The sequence below is a fragment of the Streptomyces venezuelae genome, assembly GCF_008642315.1.
GTDB classification, from domain to species: Bacteria; Actinomycetota; Actinomycetes; order Streptomycetales; family Streptomycetaceae; genus Streptomyces; species Streptomyces venezuelae_D.
Genome location: NZ_CP029192.1, coordinates 4,957,157 through 4,976,270, shown reverse-complemented (window position 1 = coordinate 4,976,270; position 19,114 = coordinate 4,957,157). Strand labels below are relative to the sequence as shown.

At 73.0% G+C, this 19,114-nt stretch carries 14 protein-coding genes; 8 read left to right on the top strand and 6 right to left on the bottom strand.

Translation table 11 applies throughout. From position 1 onward, the window contains the following. Positions 1–301: 301 nt before the first annotated feature. Entirely contained in the window at positions 302–2,395 is a 2,094-nt protein-coding gene (locus DEJ48_RS21800; RefSeq protein ID WP_223832142.1) for a HelD family protein, read from the top strand. Here DEJ48_RS21800 and DEJ48_RS21795 read toward each other — a convergent pair. From DEJ48_RS21795 to DEJ48_RS21785, 3 genes are all read right to left on the bottom strand, one after another. Beyond that, on the bottom strand, positions 2,392–3,033 hold the full coding sequence (locus DEJ48_RS21795; protein WP_150217781.1) for a DUF2165 domain-containing protein: 642 nt from the start codon (positions 3,031–3,033) through the stop codon (positions 2,392–2,394). The genes DEJ48_RS21800 and DEJ48_RS21795 overlap by 4 nt on opposite strands. Positions 3,034–3,120: 87 nt before the next feature. Next, positions 3,121–3,819, bottom strand: coding sequence for a copper homeostasis protein CutC (locus DEJ48_RS21790; RefSeq protein WP_150217780.1), 699 nt, complete (start codon positions 3,817–3,819; stop codon positions 3,121–3,123). Between the two features lie 147 nt (positions 3,820–3,966). Then, the gene (locus DEJ48_RS21785) at positions 3,967–6,270 is read right to left on the bottom strand and encodes a heavy metal translocating P-type ATPase (RefSeq protein ID WP_150217779.1); all 2,304 of its coding nucleotides are present in this window, start codon (positions 6,268–6,270) and stop codon (positions 3,967–3,969) included. A gap of 166 nt (positions 6,271–6,436) precedes the next feature. On the opposite strand from DEJ48_RS21785, the gene DEJ48_RS21780 reads away from it, so the two are divergent. Next, positions 6,437–7,381, top strand: a complete 945-nt coding sequence (locus tag DEJ48_RS21780; RefSeq protein WP_150217778.1) for a hypothetical protein — start codon at positions 6,437–6,439, stop codon at positions 7,379–7,381. A gap of 805 nt (positions 7,382–8,186) precedes the next feature. On the opposite strand, the gene DEJ48_RS21770 is transcribed toward DEJ48_RS21780, so the two are convergent. After that, positions 8,187–8,864 (bottom strand): maleylpyruvate isomerase family mycothiol-dependent enzyme, encoded by a 678-nt coding sequence (locus DEJ48_RS21770; protein WP_150217777.1) that lies wholly within the window; start codon positions 8,862–8,864, stop codon positions 8,187–8,189. Positions 8,865–8,943: 79 nt separating this feature from the next. Here DEJ48_RS21770 and DEJ48_RS21765 point away from each other — a divergent pair, with 79 nt between their 5' ends. The 5 genes from DEJ48_RS21765 (at position 8,944) to DEJ48_RS21745 (ending at position 17,356) form a co-directional block, all read left to right on the top strand. Continuing rightward, positions 8,944–9,588, top strand: coding sequence for a hypothetical protein (locus tag DEJ48_RS21765; protein WP_150217776.1), 645 nt, complete (start codon positions 8,944–8,946; stop codon positions 9,586–9,588). Positions 9,589–9,614: 26 nt separating this feature from the next. Continuing rightward, positions 9,615–10,691 carry a GNAT family N-acetyltransferase gene (locus DEJ48_RS21760; RefSeq protein WP_190537517.1) on the top strand — a complete coding sequence of 359 codons (1,077 nt, stop codon included), beginning with the start codon at positions 9,615–9,617 and terminating at the stop codon, positions 10,689–10,691. Positions 10,692–10,863: 172 nt separating this feature from the next. Further along, entirely contained in the window at positions 10,864–12,090 is a 1,227-nt protein-coding gene (locus DEJ48_RS21755) for a Cmx/CmrA family chloramphenicol efflux MFS transporter (RefSeq protein WP_150221299.1), read from the top strand. A 60-nt stretch (positions 12,091–12,150) separates the two neighbouring features. Beyond that, positions 12,151–12,519 carry a hypothetical protein gene (locus DEJ48_RS21750; RefSeq protein WP_150217775.1) on the top strand — a complete coding sequence of 123 codons (369 nt, stop codon included), beginning with the start codon at positions 12,151–12,153 and terminating at the stop codon, positions 12,517–12,519. 10 nt (positions 12,520–12,529) lie between these two features. Further along, entirely contained in the window at positions 12,530–17,356 is a 4,827-nt protein-coding gene (locus DEJ48_RS21745) for a caspase family protein (protein ID WP_150217774.1), read from the top strand. Here the strand turns inward: DEJ48_RS21745 and DEJ48_RS21740 are convergent. Together DEJ48_RS21740 and DEJ48_RS21735 are read right to left on the bottom strand one after the other, a co-directional pair. Further along, complete coding sequence (locus DEJ48_RS21740) at positions 17,337–17,603, bottom strand: DUF4031 domain-containing protein (RefSeq protein WP_150217773.1); 267 nt, start codon at positions 17,601–17,603, stop codon at positions 17,337–17,339. The two genes, DEJ48_RS21745 and DEJ48_RS21740, sit on opposite strands and share 20 nt — an antisense overlap. A gap of 25 nt (positions 17,604–17,628) precedes the next feature. Continuing rightward, the gene (locus DEJ48_RS21735; protein ID WP_150217772.1) at positions 17,629–17,985 is read right to left on the bottom strand and encodes a hypothetical protein; all 357 of its coding nucleotides are present in this window, start codon (positions 17,983–17,985) and stop codon (positions 17,629–17,631) included. A 165-nt stretch (positions 17,986–18,150) separates the two neighbouring features. On the opposite strand from DEJ48_RS21735, the gene DEJ48_RS21730 reads away from it, so the two are divergent. After that, positions 18,151–19,083 carry a MurR/RpiR family transcriptional regulator gene (locus tag DEJ48_RS21730; protein ID WP_150217771.1) on the top strand — a complete coding sequence of 311 codons (933 nt, stop codon included), beginning with the start codon at positions 18,151–18,153 and terminating at the stop codon, positions 19,081–19,083. The last annotated feature ends 31 nt before the right edge of the window (positions 19,084–19,114 follow it).

Here is a 19,114-nt window from a genome sequence, read left to right as displayed (position 1 = left end):
GGTTCCCCGCGCCCCCAAACCCACCCGCACCCCCGCACCCGGCACGCCCACCCCCGCCCTCGGTCGCCGGACGATCTCGCGCGGGCCTCTTTTCAGGGGCGCGGGGAACTGCGCGACCAGCCATGGCCGGCCTGCGCCCGGAGAGCCGCCCCCGCCGCCCCCCGTAAGAATTCGTTGGCCCCCGCAACCGCGCCCCGCCTAAGATGCCCCCTTCCCGCCTCCCCCCGCGGAGCGCCGTCGGCCGGACGGAAACCGGTCGGCCACCTCGCCCTAGCAGCAGCAGAACCGCCGGAGGCACCCCGTGCATGCCCAGAACGACCCCCACGAGCCCGCTGGGCCCCTGGCCAGAGAACGCGGTCATCTCGCCGCGTCCCGTTCCGCCCTGCGCGCCATGCGCGAGGACGCCGAGGCCCTCGACATCCGTGACGTCACCGCGAACTGGGTGAACGCCGCCGTCCTGTCGCGGCAGCTCGACGAGCGGATCAAGTCGCTCGCCGATCTCGCGCACACCCCGCTGTTCTTCGGACGGCTCGACTATCTGCACGCGCCCGGCGCCGAGCAGGCCGAGGGCGCCGAGGGGGAGCAGTTCTACATCGGGCGGCGGCACGTGCACGACGCCGACGGGGACCCGATGGTCATCGACTGGCGCGCACCCGTCTCGCAGCCGTTCTACCGCGCCTCGAAGAAGGACCCGATGGACATCGCGCTGCGGCGCCGCTTCGGGTACACGGGCGGCGACCTCACCGCGTACGAGGACGAGCACCTCAGCGACCCGGGCGAGGCCGAGCGGACCAGCGAGCTGCTGCAGCGGGAGATCGAGCGGCCGCGCGTCGGCCCGATGCGGGACATCGTCGCCACCATCCAGCCGGAGCAGGACGAGATCGTCCGGAGCGGGCTCGGCGGGAGCGTGTGCGTGCAAGGGGGGCCCGGGACCGGGAAGACCGCCGTCGGGCTGCACCGGGTCGCCTACCTGCTGTACGCCCACCGCGAGCGCCTCGCCCGCACCGGCACCCTCGTCATCGGGCCGAACGACTCCTTCCTGCACTACATCGAGCAGGTCCTGCCCGCCCTCGGCGAGCTGGAGGTCAAGCAGGCCACCGTCGACGACCTCGTCGCCCACGTGGAGGTGCGCGGCACGGACGACGCGTCGGCCGCCCTCGTCAAGGGCGACGCCCGCATGGCGGAGGTGCTGCGCAACGCCGTGCGGTCGCACGTCACCCTGCCCACGGAGCCCGTCGTGGTGGTGCGCGGGTCGCGCAGGTGGCGGATTCCCGCGTACGAACTGGAGGAGATCGTCGGCGAGTTGCTCGCGCGGGACATCCGGTACGGCGCCGCGCGCGACGCACTGCCGCAGCGCATCGCGCACGCCGTGCTCGTCCGCATGGAGCAGGCGGGCGAGGCGCCGGACGACCGCGTGCAGGACGCGGTGGCCCGCAACGCCGCGGTGAAGGCGGCCGTGAAGGCGGTGTGGCCGCCCGTGGAGCCCACGAAGCTCGTGCTGCGGCTGCTGTCGGACGCCGGGTTCCTCGCCGAGCACGCGGAGGGCGTGCTGAGCGATGACGAGCAGAAGGCCGTGCTGTGGGCGAAGCCCGCGCGGAGCGTGAAGTCAGCCAAGTGGTCCGCCGCGGACGCCGTCCTCATCGACGAGGCCACCGACCTCGTCGCGCGCACCCATTCCCTCGGTCACGTGGTGCTGGACGAGGCGCAGGACCTGTCGCCCATGCAGTACCGCGCGGTGGGCCGCCGCTGCACGACCGGCTCGGCGACCGTGCTGGGGGACCTCGCGCAGGGCACGACCCCGTGGGCGACGCGGAGTTGGGACGAGGCGCTGGCGCACCTCGGCAAGGAGAGTGCCGTGGTGGAGGAGCTGACGGCCGGTTTCCGCGTACCGCGCGAGGTCATCGCGTACGCGTCGCGGCTGCTGCCGGACATCGCGCCCGGCCTCACGGCGGTCGACTCGGTGCGCGAGTCGCCGGGTTCGCTCGCGGTGCGCCGGGTGGCGAGCACCACGGACGACACCGCGGACGACGCCGCGGAGGCCCTCGACGCCGGCTGTCTCGACGCGTGTGCGGAGTCCCTGCGGCAGGAGGGGTCCGTCGGGCTCATCGCCGCGGACGCCCGCGTGCCCGCCCTGGCCGACGCGCTGACGGCCGCCGGGATGCCGTATCTCGACCCCGGCCAGGAGACGACGCCCGACACCCGGCTCACGCTCGTGCCCGCGTCCCTCGCGAAGGGCCTGGAGTACGACTACGTGGTGCTCGACGAGCCGTCCGCGGTCGTGGCCGGTGAGCCCGACGAGCGGACGGGTCTGCGCCGTCTGTACGTGGCGCTGACCCGTGCCGTGTCGGGCCTGATCGTCGTCCACGCGGCCGATCTGCCGGTACAGCTGGGTTAGGGTCTGCCCTCCTTGAGGGCGCCGCCCGCCGCGTCGGTGGCGGATGCCGTATCGGCGGCGGATGCCGTATCGGCGGCGGACTGCGTTCTCGCGCCGGCCGTCGCCGCCGGCAGGTGCGTGGCGATGAGCGCGATGCCCGCGAACGTGATCATGCGGATGGCGGCGTCCAGGCCGTTCCAGGCCTCCGACTGCCACATGGCGAACCATTCGCCGCCGATCCCGATGAAGCCGACTCCGAAGAGGAGAAGGATCATCATCAGGCCGATGCTGCCCGTCAGTTGGGCGCGCCGCAGCCCCTCGGGGCGCCGCAGGGCGCGGGCCCACAGGACCGTGGCCGTGCCGAGGATCAGCGCGGCCAGGGTCTCCCAGGCGATGATTCCGACGTACGCCGCGTCCTGCAGCGCGGTGGATTCCACCGCGCGCCACTTCAGGCCGTTGTCCTTGAAAGTGGTGTCCATCGCGAGGACATGGCGTACGAACTGCTGGTTGGTCTCGAAGTCGGTGATGTTCCCGAACGCGACGAGCGCTATGTACAGCGCGATCGTTCCGGTGAGCAGCGTCGCGGCCACGGGCAGCGTTCCGGCCGCGAGCATCCGCTCCGCGGGACGCGTGGATGGCGTGTTCTCTGGTGTCGGCATGAAGTCCCCTCAGTGTCGACCCAGTTCTATCGCGTCCGGCGGAGGAACGATCACGCGGGAAAGCGGAACGACGGCGCGGGAGTTCGGTCAGTCGTCGAGCGCGGCCCGCCACTCGGCGACGGCCGCGGCACAGACGGGCGCCGACCAGCCGTCGGGGCGTGCGGCCCCGCCGATGTGGAACGCGTCGACACCGGCCGCCCGCAGCTTCGGCAGATGGTCGAGGCGCAGGCCGCCGCCGATGAGGAGCTGCGGCTCGTACCCGGGTTCGCCGCGCCGGGCCGCCTCGGCGAGGAGGGTCGGCAGGCCGTCGTCGACGCCGTCCGCGGAGCCCGCGGTGAGGTAGGTGTCCAGGCCGGGCAGGTCGGCGAGCTGCTTGCGCAGGGCGTCGCGGTCGGCGGCGCGGTCGATGGCCCGGTGGAAGGTCCAGCGGCAGCCGTCGAGTACGTCGACCAGGGCCTCCACGGCGGGCAGGTCGGCGCCGCCCGCCTCGTCGAGGAAGCCGAGCACGAACTCGTCGGCGCCCTCGCTCCTGAGCTCGCGGGCCCGGCGCACCAGCTCGTCGACTTCGCTGCCGTCGCCCGCGGCGAACCCGTCGGCCAGCCTGAGCATGACGCGCAGCGAGATGTCGACGGAGGCGCGGATCGTGGCGAAGGTCTCGCGGGGCGGGGTGAGGCCGTCCGCGGCCATGTCCGTCACCAGCTCGAGGCGGTCCGCTCCGCCGGCCTGGGCGGCGACCGCGTCCTCGGCGTCGAGGGCGATCACCTCCAGGACTGCACGCTTGCTCATGGATGTCTCTTCCTTCTGCTCGCGATCCCAGGCACAGTCACAGCCACAGTCACATAGGTCTAGTCCAATTGACAGCCTACGCGCAGAACACCCCGGCGCGAGCCGAGTCGCTCGCACCGGGGTGCCGGAAGTGATCGTGGGGCCGGGTCAGGACAGCGGCTTGAATCCCCGCAGCCGCAGGCTGTTGCCGACCACGAAGACCGACGAGAACGCCATGGCCGCGCCCGCGATCATCGGGTTGAGGAGACCGGCGGCGGCCAGCGGCAGGGCGCCGACGTTGTAGGCGAACGCCCAGAACAGGTTGGACCTGATCGTGCCGAGGGTGCGGCGCGAGAGCCTGATCGCGTCGGCCGCCACCCGCAGGTCGCCCCGTACGAGCGTCAGGTCGCCCGCCTCGATCGCCGCGTCCGTGCCCGTGCCCATCGCGAGCCCCAGGTCCGCCCGGGCCAGCGCGGCCGCGTCGTTGACGCCGTCGCCGACCATCGCCACGCTGCGCCCCTCGGCCTGCAGCCGCTTCACCACGTCGACCTTGTCCTGCGGCATGACCTCCGCGATCACGTGCTCCGGGGCGATGCCCACCTCCGCGGCGACCGAGGCGGCGACCGCCTCGTTGTCGCCGGTCAGCAGGATCGGGGTGAGCCCGAGCGCACGCAGCCGCTCGATGGCCTCGGCGCTGGTCTCCTTGACCGCGTCGGCGACCTCCAGGACCGCCCGCGCCTCGTCGTCCCAGGCGACCGCGATGGCGGTACGTCCCGCCGCCTCGGCCTCCGACTTGGCCCGCGCCAGCTCGGCGGGCAGCCGGATCTCCCACTCGGCGAGCAGCTGCTCGCGGCCGACCAGCACCGCGTGGCCCTCGACGACGCCCTGCACGCCGAGCCCCGCGACGTTCGCGAAGTCCTCGGGGACGGGCAGCTCGCCCACCTCGGCGACGGCACCGGCGGCGACGGCCCGGGCGATGGGGTGCTCCGACGCGTGCTCCAGGGCGCCGGCCAGGCGAAGGACGTCGGAGGCCGGGGTGCCGGGGGCGGTGTGGGTGGCGAGGAGCGTCATCCGTCCTGTCGTGACGGTGCCGGTCTTGTCGAGGACGATCGTGTCGACCTCGCGGGTGGACTCCAGGACCTCCGGGCCCTTGATGAGGATGCCGAGCTGGGCGCCGCGCCCGGTGCCGACCATGAGGGCGGTCGGCGTGGCGAGGCCCAGGGCGCACGGGCAGGCGATGATCAGGACGGCGACCGCGGCGGTGAAGGCGGCGGTGAGTCCCGCTCCGTTGCCGAGCCAGAACCCGAGGGTGGCGAGCGCGAGGCCGATGACGACCGGCACGAACACGGCGGAGATCCGGTCGGCGAGGCGCTGGGCGGCGGCCTTGCCGTTCTGCGCGTCCTCGACGAGCCTGGCCATGCGGGCGAGCTGCGTGTCGGCGCCGACGCGGGTGGCCTCGACGACGAGCCGCCCGCCGACGTTGAGGGTGGCGCCGGTGACCGGGTCGTCCACGCCCACTTCCACGGGCACGGACTCGCCGGTGAGCATGGCGGCGTCCACGGCGGAGGTCCCCTCGACGACCCTGCCGTCGGTGGCGAATTTCTCGCCGGGCCGGACCAGGAACCGGTCGCCGGTCCTCAACTCGCCCACGGGAACGGTCTCTTCACGCCCGCCCTCCCGCAGCACGGTGACGTCCTTCGCCCCGAGCCGCAGCAGCGCCTTGAGCGCGGCGCCCGCCTTCCGCTTCGACCTGGCCTCGAAGTAGCGCCCGGCGAGGATGAACGCGGTGACGCCGGCCGCGGCCTCCAGGTAGATGTTCCCCGCGCCGTCGCTGCGGGCGATGGTCAGCTCGAAGGGGTGCGTCATGCCGGGTGTGCCCGCGGTGCCGAAGAACAGCGCCCACAGGGACCAGAGGAACGCCGCCGACGTGCCGACGGAGATCAGCGTGTCCATCGTCGCCGCGCCGTGCCGCGCGTTGGTGAACGCCGCCTTGTGGAAGGGCCAGGCCGCGTACGTCACGACGGGCGCGGCGAGGGTGAGCGACAGCCACTGCCAGTACTCGAACTGGAGCGCGGGGGCCATCGCCATCGCGATGACGGGCACGGAGAGCAGGACCGCGGCGGTCAGCCGCTGCCGCAGGGGCCTCAGCTCGTCGTCGGCGGCCCGCTCGTCGCCGTCGCCGTCGCCACCGCCCACCTCGGTACGCGGGAGAGCGGGCTCCTGCGCGGTGTAGCCGGTGGCCTCGACGGTGGCGATCAGGTCCCGCACGGAGACGTCGCCGCCGCGGTAGGTGACCTTGGCCTTCTCGGTGGCGTAGTTGACGGTCGCCTCGACGCCGTCCATGCGGTTGAGCTTCTTCTCGATGCGGGCGGCGCAGGAGGCGCAGGTCATGCCACCGATGGCGAGTTCGACCTCTGCGGCGGACGCGGCGGACGCCGCCGCCTCGGCGGCGCCGGGTGTGGTGGTGGCCATGTCGTGGGCTCCTGTACGAGTGGGACGCCGATACCCGGGCCGGGTATCGCTGACGAGATCCATGTATACCCCTGGGGGGTACCTGGCGCAAGCGTCGCGGCGACTTGACTTAATACCCCCCAGGGGTATCTTCGTGACTACACACCCCGCACTCCGAGGAGCCGTCATGAACACCGGCCTGAAGATCACCGCATTCGCCGCGGCCGTCGCCGCGACCTTCGGCACCGCGTACGGCGTGGGCACGGGCATCGACCCGGTCACGGACAGGGACAAGACGCCGTCGGCACGGCACGCAGAACACGAGGAGCCGAAGGAAGAGGGGACGAGGGCGGCGGCACACACCCCCGGCGGCCTGCAGGTCTCCGACCGCGGCTACACGCTCGACCTCGCGGACCCCCGCATCGAGGCGGGCAAGAAGCAGCGGCTCCGCTTCACCGTCGTCGAGGACGCGACGGGCCGGAACGTCACCGCGTACGCCAAGGAGCACGACAAGGAGCTGCACCTCATCGTCGCCTCACGCGACCTGACGACCTACCGCCACCTCCACCCGACGCGCGCGGCGGACGGCACCTGGTCGACCGACGTCCGCCTCCCCGAGGCGGGCGGCTACCGCGTCTTCGCCGACTTCCGCCCCGAGGGCGCGAAGGAGGGCCTGACGCTGGGCGCGGACCTCGGCGTCGCGGGAACGTACGAGCCGCGGGACCTGCCCGCGACCGGCACGACCACGAAGGTCGACGGCTACGACGTCACGCTGAAGGGCGACCTGAAGACGGGCGCGGGCGGAGACCTCACGCTGAGCGTGGCGAAGAACGGCAGGCCGGTGACCGACCTGCAGCCCTACCTGGGGGCGTACGGCCACCTGGTGGCGCTGCGCTCGGGCGACCTCGCCTACCTCCACGTCCACCCGAACGGCACGCCCGGCGACGGGAGGACGAAGGCGGGCCCCAACATCTCGTTCGGCACGGCGGCGCCGAGCAAGGGCGCGTACCGCCTGTTCCTGGACTTCAAGCACGGGGGCGAGGTCCGTACGGCGGCGTTCACGGTGTACGCGGGCGGGGCGCCGGAGAAGGGGGACGGGGCGGCGGAGGAGGGCGGCGGCCACGAGCACTGAGACCCGAACCGAGCCGACCGAACGCCACCGCCGACGCCCCCTTGGCCGCCCTGCCTGCCCGACCACCCCGGCCTCCCTGGCCGCCCGGCCTCCCCGGACACCCGACCACCCTGGCCGTCCCGGCCACCCTGGCCACCCCGGCTTCCCCTGGCCACCCCAGCCGCCCTGGCCGCACGGCCTCCCTGGCCACCCCAGCCGCCCTGGCCGCCCGGCCACCCCGGCTGCCCCGGCCTCCCTGGCCGCCCCGGCTTCCCCGGCCTCCCTGGCCGCCCCGGCTGCCCCGGCCGCCCCGGCTTCCCTGGCCCCCGGCCTCCCTGGCCACCCCGGCTTCCCTGGCCCCCCGGCCTCCCTGGCCACCCCGGCTTCCCTGGCCCCCCGGCCTCCCCGGACACCCGACCACCCTGGCCACCCCGGCCGCCCCGGCCTCCCTGGCCGTCCCGGCTGCCCCGGCCTCCCCGGACGCCCGGCCTCCCTGGCCACCCCGGCTTCCCCGGCCTCCCTGGCCGCCCCGGCTGCCCCGGCCGCCCCGGCCTCCCTGGCCACCCCGGCTTCCCCGGCCTCCCTGGCCGCCCCGGCTGCCCCGGCCGCCCCGGCCTCCCTGGCCACCCCGGCTTCCCTGGCCCCCCGGACACCCGACCACCCTGGCCACCCCAGCTGCCCCTGGCCGCCCCGGCTGCCCGGGCTGCCCGGGCTGCCCCAGCCATCCCAGCCACCCCGGCCACCCCGGCCACCCCAGCCGCCCCAGCCGCCCCAGCCGCCCCAGCCGCCCCGGCCTCCCCGGCCGCCCGGCTCCCCCTGGCTTTCCTCAGCCGAACAGCGCCAACTCCTTCTCGGTGGCGCCCGCCAGCTCGTACCGCGTACCGGCCAGCGGGCGCCCCGCGATCAGCCGGATCAGCGTCGGGGCGTCCCCGATGTAGCGGGCGGGCGGGCGCTTGCCGTCGGCGGGGCCCAGGGTCAGCGGCTCGTCCCTGCCGTCCAGGTCCGCGTGGAGCGGCAGCGGCGACGCGGCATGCGCCGACCTGCTGAACTGTTCGAGCAGCGCCAGCGCGTCGTCGAGCCCGTCACCCCCGTACGCACCCGGCTTCCCCCACGCCTCGCGTACGTCACCGGCGTGCACCCACTCCCCCAGCGCGACGCCGTCCAGATACCCCTTGGCGGCAGCGAGGACGGGCCCGGCCTCCGTCATGGCGTGCTCCAGCTCGTCCACGACACGGGCGTGCGACCAGCCGGCACGCTCGGCGATGTCGCGTTCGTTGCACTCGGGCGAGAACACGCCCTCCTCGAATCGGCCCTCCACGACGCGCATCAGCGCCGAACCGCAGTGGGCGATGACGTGCCGCACGGTCCAGCCGGGGCAGCAGGTGCGGATCGCGTACGCGTCGTCGGGCGCGGCCCGCAACAGCGGTACGAGGGCGTCGCATTCGGCGCGCAGGAGCCGTCCCGCGCGCTCGGGGTCGTATGTGGTCTCGTCTATGGCGGTCATGGCGGCAGCCAACCGCTTACGGCCACGCATGGCAACGGCACGACGGTCCGGCCGGGGTCGTCGGGCTAGGGTCGGCTGCATGGCCGACGACAAGGACCTCCACGCCCGCTGGGCCGCGACCCTGCTCCGCGCGAGCGGAGGCGCGTCCGGCGCCGACCCCGCCCCCTACGCGGAGCGCCTCCTCGCCCGCTGGGCCGAGCCGCAGCGCCGCTACCACACCACCGAGCACCTGGCGGCGGTCCTGGACCACATCGACGTACTCGAAGAGCACGCCGAGAACCCCGAACTCGTACGCCTGGCAGCCTGGTTCCACGACGCGGTGTACGCGCCCGACCGCTCCGAGAACGAGGAGCGCTCCGCCCGCCTGGCCGAACGGGCGCTGCCCGAGGCGGGCCTGACGGAGGAAAGGACGGCGGAGGTCGCCCGTCTGGTCCGGCTCACCGTCACGCACGACCCCGCCGAGGGCGACACCAACGGCGAGACGCTGTGCGACGCCGACCTGGCGATCCTCGCGGCGCCCTCGGACACGTACGCGGCGTACGCGGCGGCGATCCGCGAGGAGTACGCGTTCGTGCCGGACGAGGCGTTCCGGCAGGGCAGGGCGGAGGTCCTGCGGCAGCTCATCTCGCTGCCCCGCCTGTTCCGCACCCCGTACGGGACGTCGAACTGGGAGACCCCGGCGCGCGAGAACCTGGCGACGGAACTAAAACTCCTGTCGCCCTGACCACGCTCGTACGTACTGTCTCCCTCATGTTGCACATGGGTGGGGACCAGATCGACGAGGCCGTCGCGCACGCGGCCGCGGTACTGCGCGCGGCGGCGGACCGCGACTGGAGCGGGAAGGCGGGCGGGCTCGACTGGAGCGGCCTGGAGACGTCCGAGCACATCGCGGGCGTACTCGCCGCGTACGCGTGCCAGCTGACGGGCCGCGCCACCGACGGCTGGGTGCCCCTCGACAGCGCCCTCGACGAGGGCACGGGCCCCGAGGGGGCGATCCACGCGATCGAGGCGGCCGCCGGCCTGCTCTCCGCGGTGGTCCGCACGACACCGCGCGGTGTCCGCGCCTACCACTCCTACCCGTCGGGCGGCGCGGACGCGTCGGGCTTCGCGGCGATGGGCGTGACGGAGCTCCTGCTCCACACGTACGACATCGCGCACGCTCTGGACGTGGACACGGAGCCGCCCGCCCCTCTCGCCGAGGCGGTCCTGTCCCACCTCTTCCCGCACGTCCCGCCGACGCCCGCGGGCGGCACGCCCTGGACGACGCTGCTGTGGGCCACGGGCCGCGGCGACCTGCCGGGCCGCGCGCGCGTCACGCAATGGCGCTGGCACAACCCGCACGCACTGCCCGCGGGCGAGCTCTCCCTGCGCGAGGTCACCCCCGCGGCGGCGGCGGACCTCGCCGAGGGCGGCACGGGCGGACTCACGTGGCTCGGCGGCGCGCCCTTCGGCGGTACGCGGGGGGCCGCGGGCCAGCTGTTCAAGTCGTACGTCGCCGGGGTGCACCGGCCCGGGTGGGGCATGTACGCCGTGGTCCGCACCGCGGACGAGCTGGCCGTCGGCGGCATGGGCTTCCACGGGCCGCCGGACGACAACGGGTGCGTCGAGGTCGGCTACGACCTGGTGGAGCAGGCGCGCGGCAACGGCTACGCGACGACGGCCCTCCGGGCGCTCTCCGCGTGGGCCCTCACGCACCCCGAGGTCCGGTCCCTCCTGGCCCTCACCACCCCCGAGAACACGGCGTCCCAGAAGGTGGCCACGGGCGCGGGCTTCTCCCGCCTGCCGGACCGCACCCCACATCGTGCTTACGGGCTGCACCGGGCGTAACCGCCAAGCCCGCCGCTTCGCGGCGGATACTTCCCACCCGCCCACCCGTTTGCCCCGCACCGCCCAGCGAAGCAAGGGCAGCCCCCTCCAGGGAATGACGGTTCCCACCTCAACGTTCACTCCTGTTATGCCGAACTCCGTCCCCCCACCCAAGCCCGGCGCAGCCGCCCGCATGCCCGTCGCCGTCTACATGCTCGGCCTGGCCGTCTTCGCGCTCGGCACCAGCGAATTCATGCTCTCCGGGCTCCTCCCGCCCATCGCCGACGACATGAACGTCTCCATCCCCCGCGCCGGCCTCCTCATCTCCGCCTTCGCCATCGGCATGGTCATCGGCGCGCCCCTCCTCGCCGTGGCGACCCTCCGCCTCCCCCGCCGCACCACGCTCATCACCCTGATCACGGTCTTCGGCCTGGGCCAGGTGGCAGGCGCGCTCGCCCCCACCTACGAGATCCTCTTCGCGTCCCGCGTCATCAGCGCGCTCGCCTGTGCCGGGTTCTGGGCGGTCGGCGCGGCCGTCGCCATCGCGATGGTCGAGTTCAACCAGCGGGCCCGCGCCATGGCGGTCATGATCGGCGGCCTGTCCATAGCGAACGTGCTCGGCGTCCCCGCGGGCGCGTTCCTCGGCGAGCACCTCGGCTGGCGCTCCGCGTTCTGGGCGGTCGGCGCCGCGTCCGCCGTCGCACTCGTCGGTGTCGTCACCCTCATCCCCCGTATCCCGCTCCCCACCGAGAAGCCCCGCCTGAAGAAGGAACTGTCGATCTACGCGGACCGCCAGGTCTGGCTGTCGATCGCGATCACCGCTCTCGCCGCGGGCGGCGTCTTCTGCGCGTTCTCGTACCTCTCCCCGCTCCTCACGGACGTGTCCGGCCTCTCCGAGAGCTGGGTCCCCTCGGTCCTCGGCCTCTTCGGCGTCGGCGCGCTCGTCGGCACGACGATCGGCGGCCGCGTGGCGGACGCCCACCTCTTCGGCGTCCTCCTGACCGGCATCGCCGCATCCACGGTCTTCCTCGTCTCCCTGGCCCTGTTCGCGGCGACCCCCGCCGCCGCGATCACCCTCTCCTTCCTCATCGGCGTCTCCGCGTTCTACACGGCCCCGGCGCTCAACGCCCGCATGTTCAACGTGGCCGGAGCCGCCCCGACCCTGGCGGGCGCGACCACGACAGCCGCGTTCAACCTCGGCAACACGGGCGGCCCGTGGCTGGGCGGCACGGTGATCGACCTGAAACTCGGCTACGAGGCGACGGCGTGGGCGGGAGCGGCGATGACGGCAACGGCGATAGCAGCGGTGGCCGTCTCCCTCCGCCTGCACCGCAGGGCTCCGAGCCGCGTCGTCACGACCTCCTCGGCAACCTCCGTGGACCCGGCCGAGGAGGTCACCAAAAGCCCCTCCTGGAACTAAAGTTGACGGACCCCGGCGATCAGGGAGGTCCCGGGGTCCACGGACCAGGGGTGGGGCGGCATGACGACGGCGAACGACGACGCGACGGACCGGATCGAGGGCCAGTCCCTGACCTTCTGGGTCGAGGCCACCGACGAGGACACGGACCTCGAAGGACCGGGCGCCGACACCAAGGGCCTCTTCAGCCGGGACGGCGACTCCGTGCTCCGCTCCGTCCCGCTCGGCCCGCTCCGCAAGAACCTCGCCGAGACGGTCGACGCGTTGCAGAAGGTCTTCAAGGAGGTCGCGGACCGGGACGACACGCTCGCCTTCGCCGAGGCGCAGCTGTCGTTCCAGGTGACCGCGAGCGGCTCCATCCAGCTCATCGGCACCGGACAGGTGCAGGGGACCAGGGGCCTGACCCTGACGTTCAAGCGTCCGACGGCCTGAGCGCGCGACGGTGGCGCACAAGGCCCTGCTGATCGGGGCGAGCGACTACGACGAGCCGCTCCTCGACAGCCTGCCGTTCATCCAGGACGACCTGGCGCGGCTGCGCGATGTCCTCACCGACCGCGGCTTCCGGTCGGCGGAGATCGTCGAGAGCAAGCGGGGCATCATCCCCAGCGTCGTCCACGCCCAGGCCCGCGCGTTCCTGCGGGACGCCCGGCCGGACGACACGCTGTGGATCGTGCTCAGCGGACACGGATTCCACTTCGAGGGCAGGGACTACCTGGTCCCCGAGGACGCGACCTACGCGGTCGAGCCGTTCTCCGACGCGTGCGTCGAGATCGACTGGCGCAGGGAGTTGGAGGAGTCCCCCGCGAGCCACGTCGTCTTCCTCGTCGACGCCTGCCGTGAGGGCGTCCAACGGGACGCGAAGGCGGGCCCGCCCGGCATGCAGAGCTGGACCCGCCGGGCGATCGCCGCGTCGCTGCGGCGCAAGGTGGCGTACGTATACGGATGCTCGGCGGCACAGAAAGCGCTGTTCGTCCGGGAGTCGGAGGTCGCCGCGCCCGACTCCGACACCGGCATCGCACCCGGCGAGTCCTTCAGCCTCTTCACGCGGGCCGTCGGCGACGTGATCGAGAAGAACCCGCACGCGATGCGGCTGCAAGAGTTCTTCCAGGAGGCCCAGACCCGCGTCACCGCCCTGCACCGCGCCTACAAGCGGCCGTCCCGCGCCCCGCAGCAGATCAGCGTGGTCTCCGAACTGCCCCCCGGTGAGCAGGACTTCCCCCTCCTCCCCGGCCCCGACCGGCACACCGAGGCCCATCCGTGGATCCGGTCGACCGCCCAGCACCCGGTGTGGCAGCGCACGCGCCCCGGCCCGGCGCGGGACACCCTGCACGAGCTCTGCGGCACCCTCGCGACGGGACTCGCCGCCGCGTACGAGAAGGCGTGGGCCACGCTCCACGCCGACCCGTGGCACGACTCCGAACTGGCCCTGCGCACCCACGACAGGCTCGGCTTCCTGACGCACCGCCTCGCGGACGGCGTGGAACTGTCCCCGTCCGAGGCCGCACTCGCCGTCCTGCTCCCCCTGGTCGAGCAGACCTTCTGGGCGCAGGAGGCGGAGCGTCGCCGCGACGTCCTGTCCGACGACACGAAGGGGCCGGCCCCGGACCGGGACCGCTTCCGCAAGTTCGCCCAGGGCTTCCCGCGGATCAAGCGCAGGCTGCGCGCCCTGGAGCAGGCCAAGGTGGCGGACGGCTCGGTGGAGCGGATCCGCTGGTGGCTGTACCACCGCTGGCTGATCCAGCAGCCGGAGGTGTACGCGGCGGAGTCCCTGAAACTCCTCGTCGGCGCCCCCGCGAACGGCTCGGACCACCCTCGCTGGGTGACGGAGTCCCTCTCCGAGAAACGGCTGATGCGCTTCCTCCAGGAGCATCGCGCCGCCCCCTTCGCCACCGCGCGCGGCGACGGCCTGCACGACAGCGACACGGTCGCCGCGAGCGCGCCCGACGAGCACGAGGTGCGCGAGCCGCTGGTCGCCGCGCTCACGAAGGCGGCGTACGCGATGGCGGTGGACCCCGTCGATCTCCCCGAGATCGTCGTGGAACACCTCGGCATCTCGGACAGCGTGAACCTGGACGAGCTCCGCACGACGGTCCGGAGCTCGGACTGGCGCACGTCGGGCACGGGCCGCTCCCTCAACGCGGTGTGCGGCCACCCGGCGGTACAGATCGCCCTGCGCGAGCACGCGTCGCGCGTCGACGGCCTGCTCCGCGACATCAACAAGGCGAACAACCCGACACTCGCGCCTCTGTCGACGCTGCCGCCGTACGCGGACGGGTCGCGGGTCCGCCTCGGTGACAACACGCCCGATCAGCTGTCGAGCGGCATCCGCTTCCAGCTCGCGGAGGACCGGGTCCAAGAGCTGCTGATGGGTGAAGAGCTGTACGGTGAACGTGAGTTGGCCGTCCGGGAGCTGTACCAGAACGCTTTGGACGCGGTGCGCTACGCCGACTGCCGTACGCAGTTCCTGCACCGCACCGGTCGGACGTCCGTCCGCTGGGAGGGGCTGATCGAGTTCGTCCAGGGGGTCGGCGATGACGACCGTCCCTACCTGGAGTGCCGTGACAACGGCATCGGGATGGGTATCGACGAGCTGAGCAACGTCTTCTCGCAGGGCGGCGCCCGATTCGTGGACCTCCCCGAGTACATCGAGGAGCAGGCGGCCTGGGCGGAACTGCCCGACCCGAAGATCGAGCTGCACCCCAACTCGCGTTTCGGCATCGGGGTGCTGAGCTACTTCATGCTGGCCGACGAAATCGTCGTACGCACCTGCCGGATGGGCCGGGACGGCCGCCCGGGCCGCCTCCTCCAAGTGTCGATCGCCGGGCCCGGCAACCTGTTCCGGGTCAAGGATCTGGGACCCGGGGACGTGTCGGGCACCACGGTGCGGTTGCTCCTGCCCCAGCACGGTGCCCCCGTGTCGTGTGTGACCGCGCTGCAGAGGGTGCTGTGGGTCGCGCCGTACCGTACGACGGCCGAGCACGGGTCTCGGCAGCACGAGTGGCGGCCGGGAGAGCCGTCGCCGATCGGCATGGAACTGCAGCTGACCAGCAGCTGGGTCAGCCTGCGGGGAGGCGGCGTCTGCTTCCCCTCGGACGACCCCGACCTTTGGTGGGTGGACAGCCGGGGCTGGATCCTGGCGGACGGCGTGTACGCCAGCACCGACAACCTGATGCACCGGACCACGCCACACGGCGCCCTGGTCAACTTGCACGGGGAGCGTCGCCCCGAACTGACGGTGGATCGGCGGAACCTCCGCTCCTTCGACCGGGACCACGTGGAGCAGCGGATGACGGCGGCGGTGCCCAGCCTCTTCGCGCCGGGAACACCGCTGCCCACCGCGCTGTGGCTGGCCCGCGCCTGTGACCATTCCGTCTCCTTCGGGGACCGGGTCGCCGAAGAGGCTCAGCGCGTCAATCAACCCTGGCAGTTGGGGGACGTCTCGCTGCCCTACGCGGAGGTCGGCTTCTTTCCTCCCGACGAGACCCTGCTCCCCCTGGTGACCGGTCGCTATCCAGGGAACGCGCGGCACCACACCGCCTCGTTCCTGCTCAATCTTCCGGAGCAGGTGCTGCGTTGGCGTCTCCTGACGCTGTATCGGGCGGGGCTGGGCGTGCCGCTCGCGCTGCCCGCATCGGCCCTGGAGGACCTTCCGTGCGCACGCCCGTCGGACATCGCGCTGCTCGCCCGGCACGGAACCATGTTCCCCCGCTGGGATACGAGACTGGAGGGCTGGGTCAGGGGGCCGCTGGCCACCGGTCGGCTGTTCGGCAATCCGTCCACCGTGCTCGCCGGTTTCGGCGTACTCAGTCTCAACGCGTTGTTCCACTGGCAGGACCCGGCCCAGGAGCTCACGGCGGCCGACATCTTCGAGCGGGTCGAGCTCACCGGGCTGTCCGCGGCCGAGACCGTCGACCGCCTGACATCGCTCGGCTACTGCACCGCGCCACTGCACGGGGCGACCGCCGTGCTCCGCAAGGACCTTCCCCTGTTGCACCCGCTCGGCAACCCGGACGGCTGGCTCAAACCCGGGTCGTCCCTGCCCGCCGCACAGGTCTGCATGAGCGCGGCACTGGCCGAGATCCCGAGCTCCCGGGCCGCACAGCGGCTGCGGGAGCTCGGGTTCACGGTGGCCGAGGCATGTCCCGAACGGCACGGATGGACCGCCGACGAGGAATCGATCTTCAGGATGCTGTGGAACGGGTACGCGAAACCTCCCGCTCCGGAGGCGGCCCGGCAGATCTCACCGGCACAGCTGGCATCGGTGGCCCGGGCCACCGGCGTCGGACTCCGTCAGGTCGCCCTGCTCCTGGAAGGGCTCGGGTTCGCCGTTCCGCCGCACGGCTCCTCGGCGGACACGCTGACCGACGACGACCGGGCGCTCCTGGAGTACGAGGGTGACTCGCCGGACGTGGACCGCCCTGTCCCACTCCGCTACCTGACGGCGGTCGCCCGGCGGACCGGTCAGTCCGTGGCCGCCGCGGCGGCCCAGCTCCGTGCGTTGGGGTACGACGTGCCCGTCACGCCGGACGACGAAGGGGAACTGCCGACCCGGGAGGAAATCGCCTTCTTGGGTACGGGAGTCGTAGGGGCCGGTCTCGCAGAGGCCGGTGAGGACACCCCCGTAACCCTGTTCAGCATCGCGTCACGAGCCAACACGGCCGACATCTCCCTCGCGGAGGCGGCCTCCCGCCTCGTCTCCCTGGGGTACGCCTGCACCCCGGACCCCTCCGCGCTGTCCCGGCTGCCCGACGAGGACGTGACCTCGGTGCTCTACGGAAACCTGCCCGAACCGACCGAATACGGCCCGATCCCGCCCATGGAACTCCGGGCCATCGCACTGCACGTCGGAATGGATCCCCACGCGATGGACGCCGAAGACGCAGGCGACGGCCCCTACACGGACTCCGTGGCCGCGCATCTGACCGGTCTCGGGTTCGAGATCGCCGCGCCCTCCCCGTCCCACGAGCACGAGACGGAAGCCGAGATCACGCTCCTCGACGCGCTCACTCCGGGTGCCTGGACGGACATCGAGGCCTGGCGCAACGAGCGGCCCGGCACACGCGTCTCCCTGGCCACTCTGGCTTCCGTGGCCATGCGGCTGGCGCTGCCCTTCCACGACGTCGCGCTCTCCGCGACCGAGCTGGGCATGCGCCACGAGGCGGAGACGTGGTTCAGCCCGGATTCCCTGACGCGGACCACACCTCTGGACGCGGAGCCTGACGGCCGACGCAGGTCGCCGGCCCCACCACCTACACCGCCCGCCCCTTAGGCCTCCGCAACCCCGCCCCCGTAAGCCTCCGCACCAGCTCCTTCGAGCCGACCTCCACCGCCCCCGCCCGCACCGCGTCCGCGTACCGTTCCGCGGGTACGTCGTAGTGGTCGCGCTCGAAGGCACGCGGCGGGCAGCCCACCGACGCCGCGAACGCGTGCAGCTCCTCGAAGGAGACGTCGCTGACCAGGTGGGACCACATGCGGCCGTGGCCCGGCCACGTGGGCGGGTCTATGTAGACGGTCACGTCGGGCTCCCCACCGGATAGACGGTCACGTCAGGCTCCCCACCCGCGCCACCACCACGCCCGCCTTCCCGCACACCCAGTGCGGGTCGGGGCCGAGCTCCGGTTCCACGTCCAGTGCGTGGGGGTCGCCCGAGCCGCAGACCGGGCAGAGCGGCCAGCGCCCGTACCGCTCCAGGAGGGCGTCCTGGACGTCCTGGGCGACGAGGCCGGCGACGTACTCGATGCCTTCCGGCCACTGTTCGACCCACCAGCGGCGGTGCGCCACCGATTCCTCGACCAGCGAGACGACCTCGGCCTGTGCGACCTCGCGGGTCACCAGGTCGGCGAGGACAAGGGCGCGAGCGGCGTGCAACGCCTGCTCCAGGGGGTCGATCGTGTCCATGCAGCCATTGTCGCCCCGTACGCGACAGCCGCGAAAAGAGCGGGCGCCGAGGGGCGAGAGCCGAGGCCGAGGACTGAGCACCGAGGCCCGAGGGACGTTGGTCCCGGCCCACCTCGGGACCTACAGGGTCTTGACCGGCCACCAGTCCGAAAATATCTTTCAGATGTGACCCATGATGTGAAGGAAATTTTCGCGGACGCCGCACCCCCCGCCCCCGCCGCCCTCGCGGCCAAGGTGCGGACCCTCGCGCCGTCGATGACCCGCTCCATGCAGCGGGTCGCCGAGGCCGTCGCCGGCGACCCCGCGGGATGCGCCGCCCTCACGGTCACCGGACTCGCCGAGCTCACCGGCACCAGCGAGGCGACCGTCGTGCGCACCGCCCGCCTCCTCGGCTACCCCGGCTACCGCGACCTGCGCCTCGCCCTCGCCGGACTCGCCGCCCAGCAGCAGTCGGGCCGCGCCCCGGCCGTCACCGCGGACATCGCCGTCGACGACCCGATCGCGGACGTCGTGGCGAAGCTGGCGTACGACGAGCAGCAGACCCTCGCCGACACCGCCGCGGGACTGGACACCGTGCAGCTCGGCGCCGCCGTCGCCGCGCTCGCCACCGCCCGCCGCGTGGAGATCTACGGCGTCGCGGCCTCCGGCCTCGTCGCCCAGGACCTCGCCCAGAAGCTGCTCCGCATCGGGCACATCGCGCACGCGCACTCCGACCCGCACCTCGCCGTCACCAACGCCGTGACGCTGCGCGCCAAGGACGTGGCGATCGCGATCACGCACTCCGGTTCGACCGGCGACGTCATCGAACCCCTCCGCGTCGCCTTCGAGCACGGCGCGACCACGATCGCGATCACCGGGCGGCCCGGCGCTGCCGTCTCGCAGTACGCCGATCACATACTGACCACCTCCACGGCCCGCGAGAGCGAGCTGAGGCCCGCCGCGATGTCGTCCCGTACGAGCCAACTCCTCGTCGTGGACTGCCTGTTCGTGGGCGTGGCCCAGCGGACGTACGAGACGGCGGCGCCCGCGCTCGCCGCCTCCTACGAAGCGCTCGCCCACCGCCACCGCCCGCGCGGCAACGGCAACGGCAACCGCTGACCCGTTCCCGACCAGCCCCCCGCACCGGACA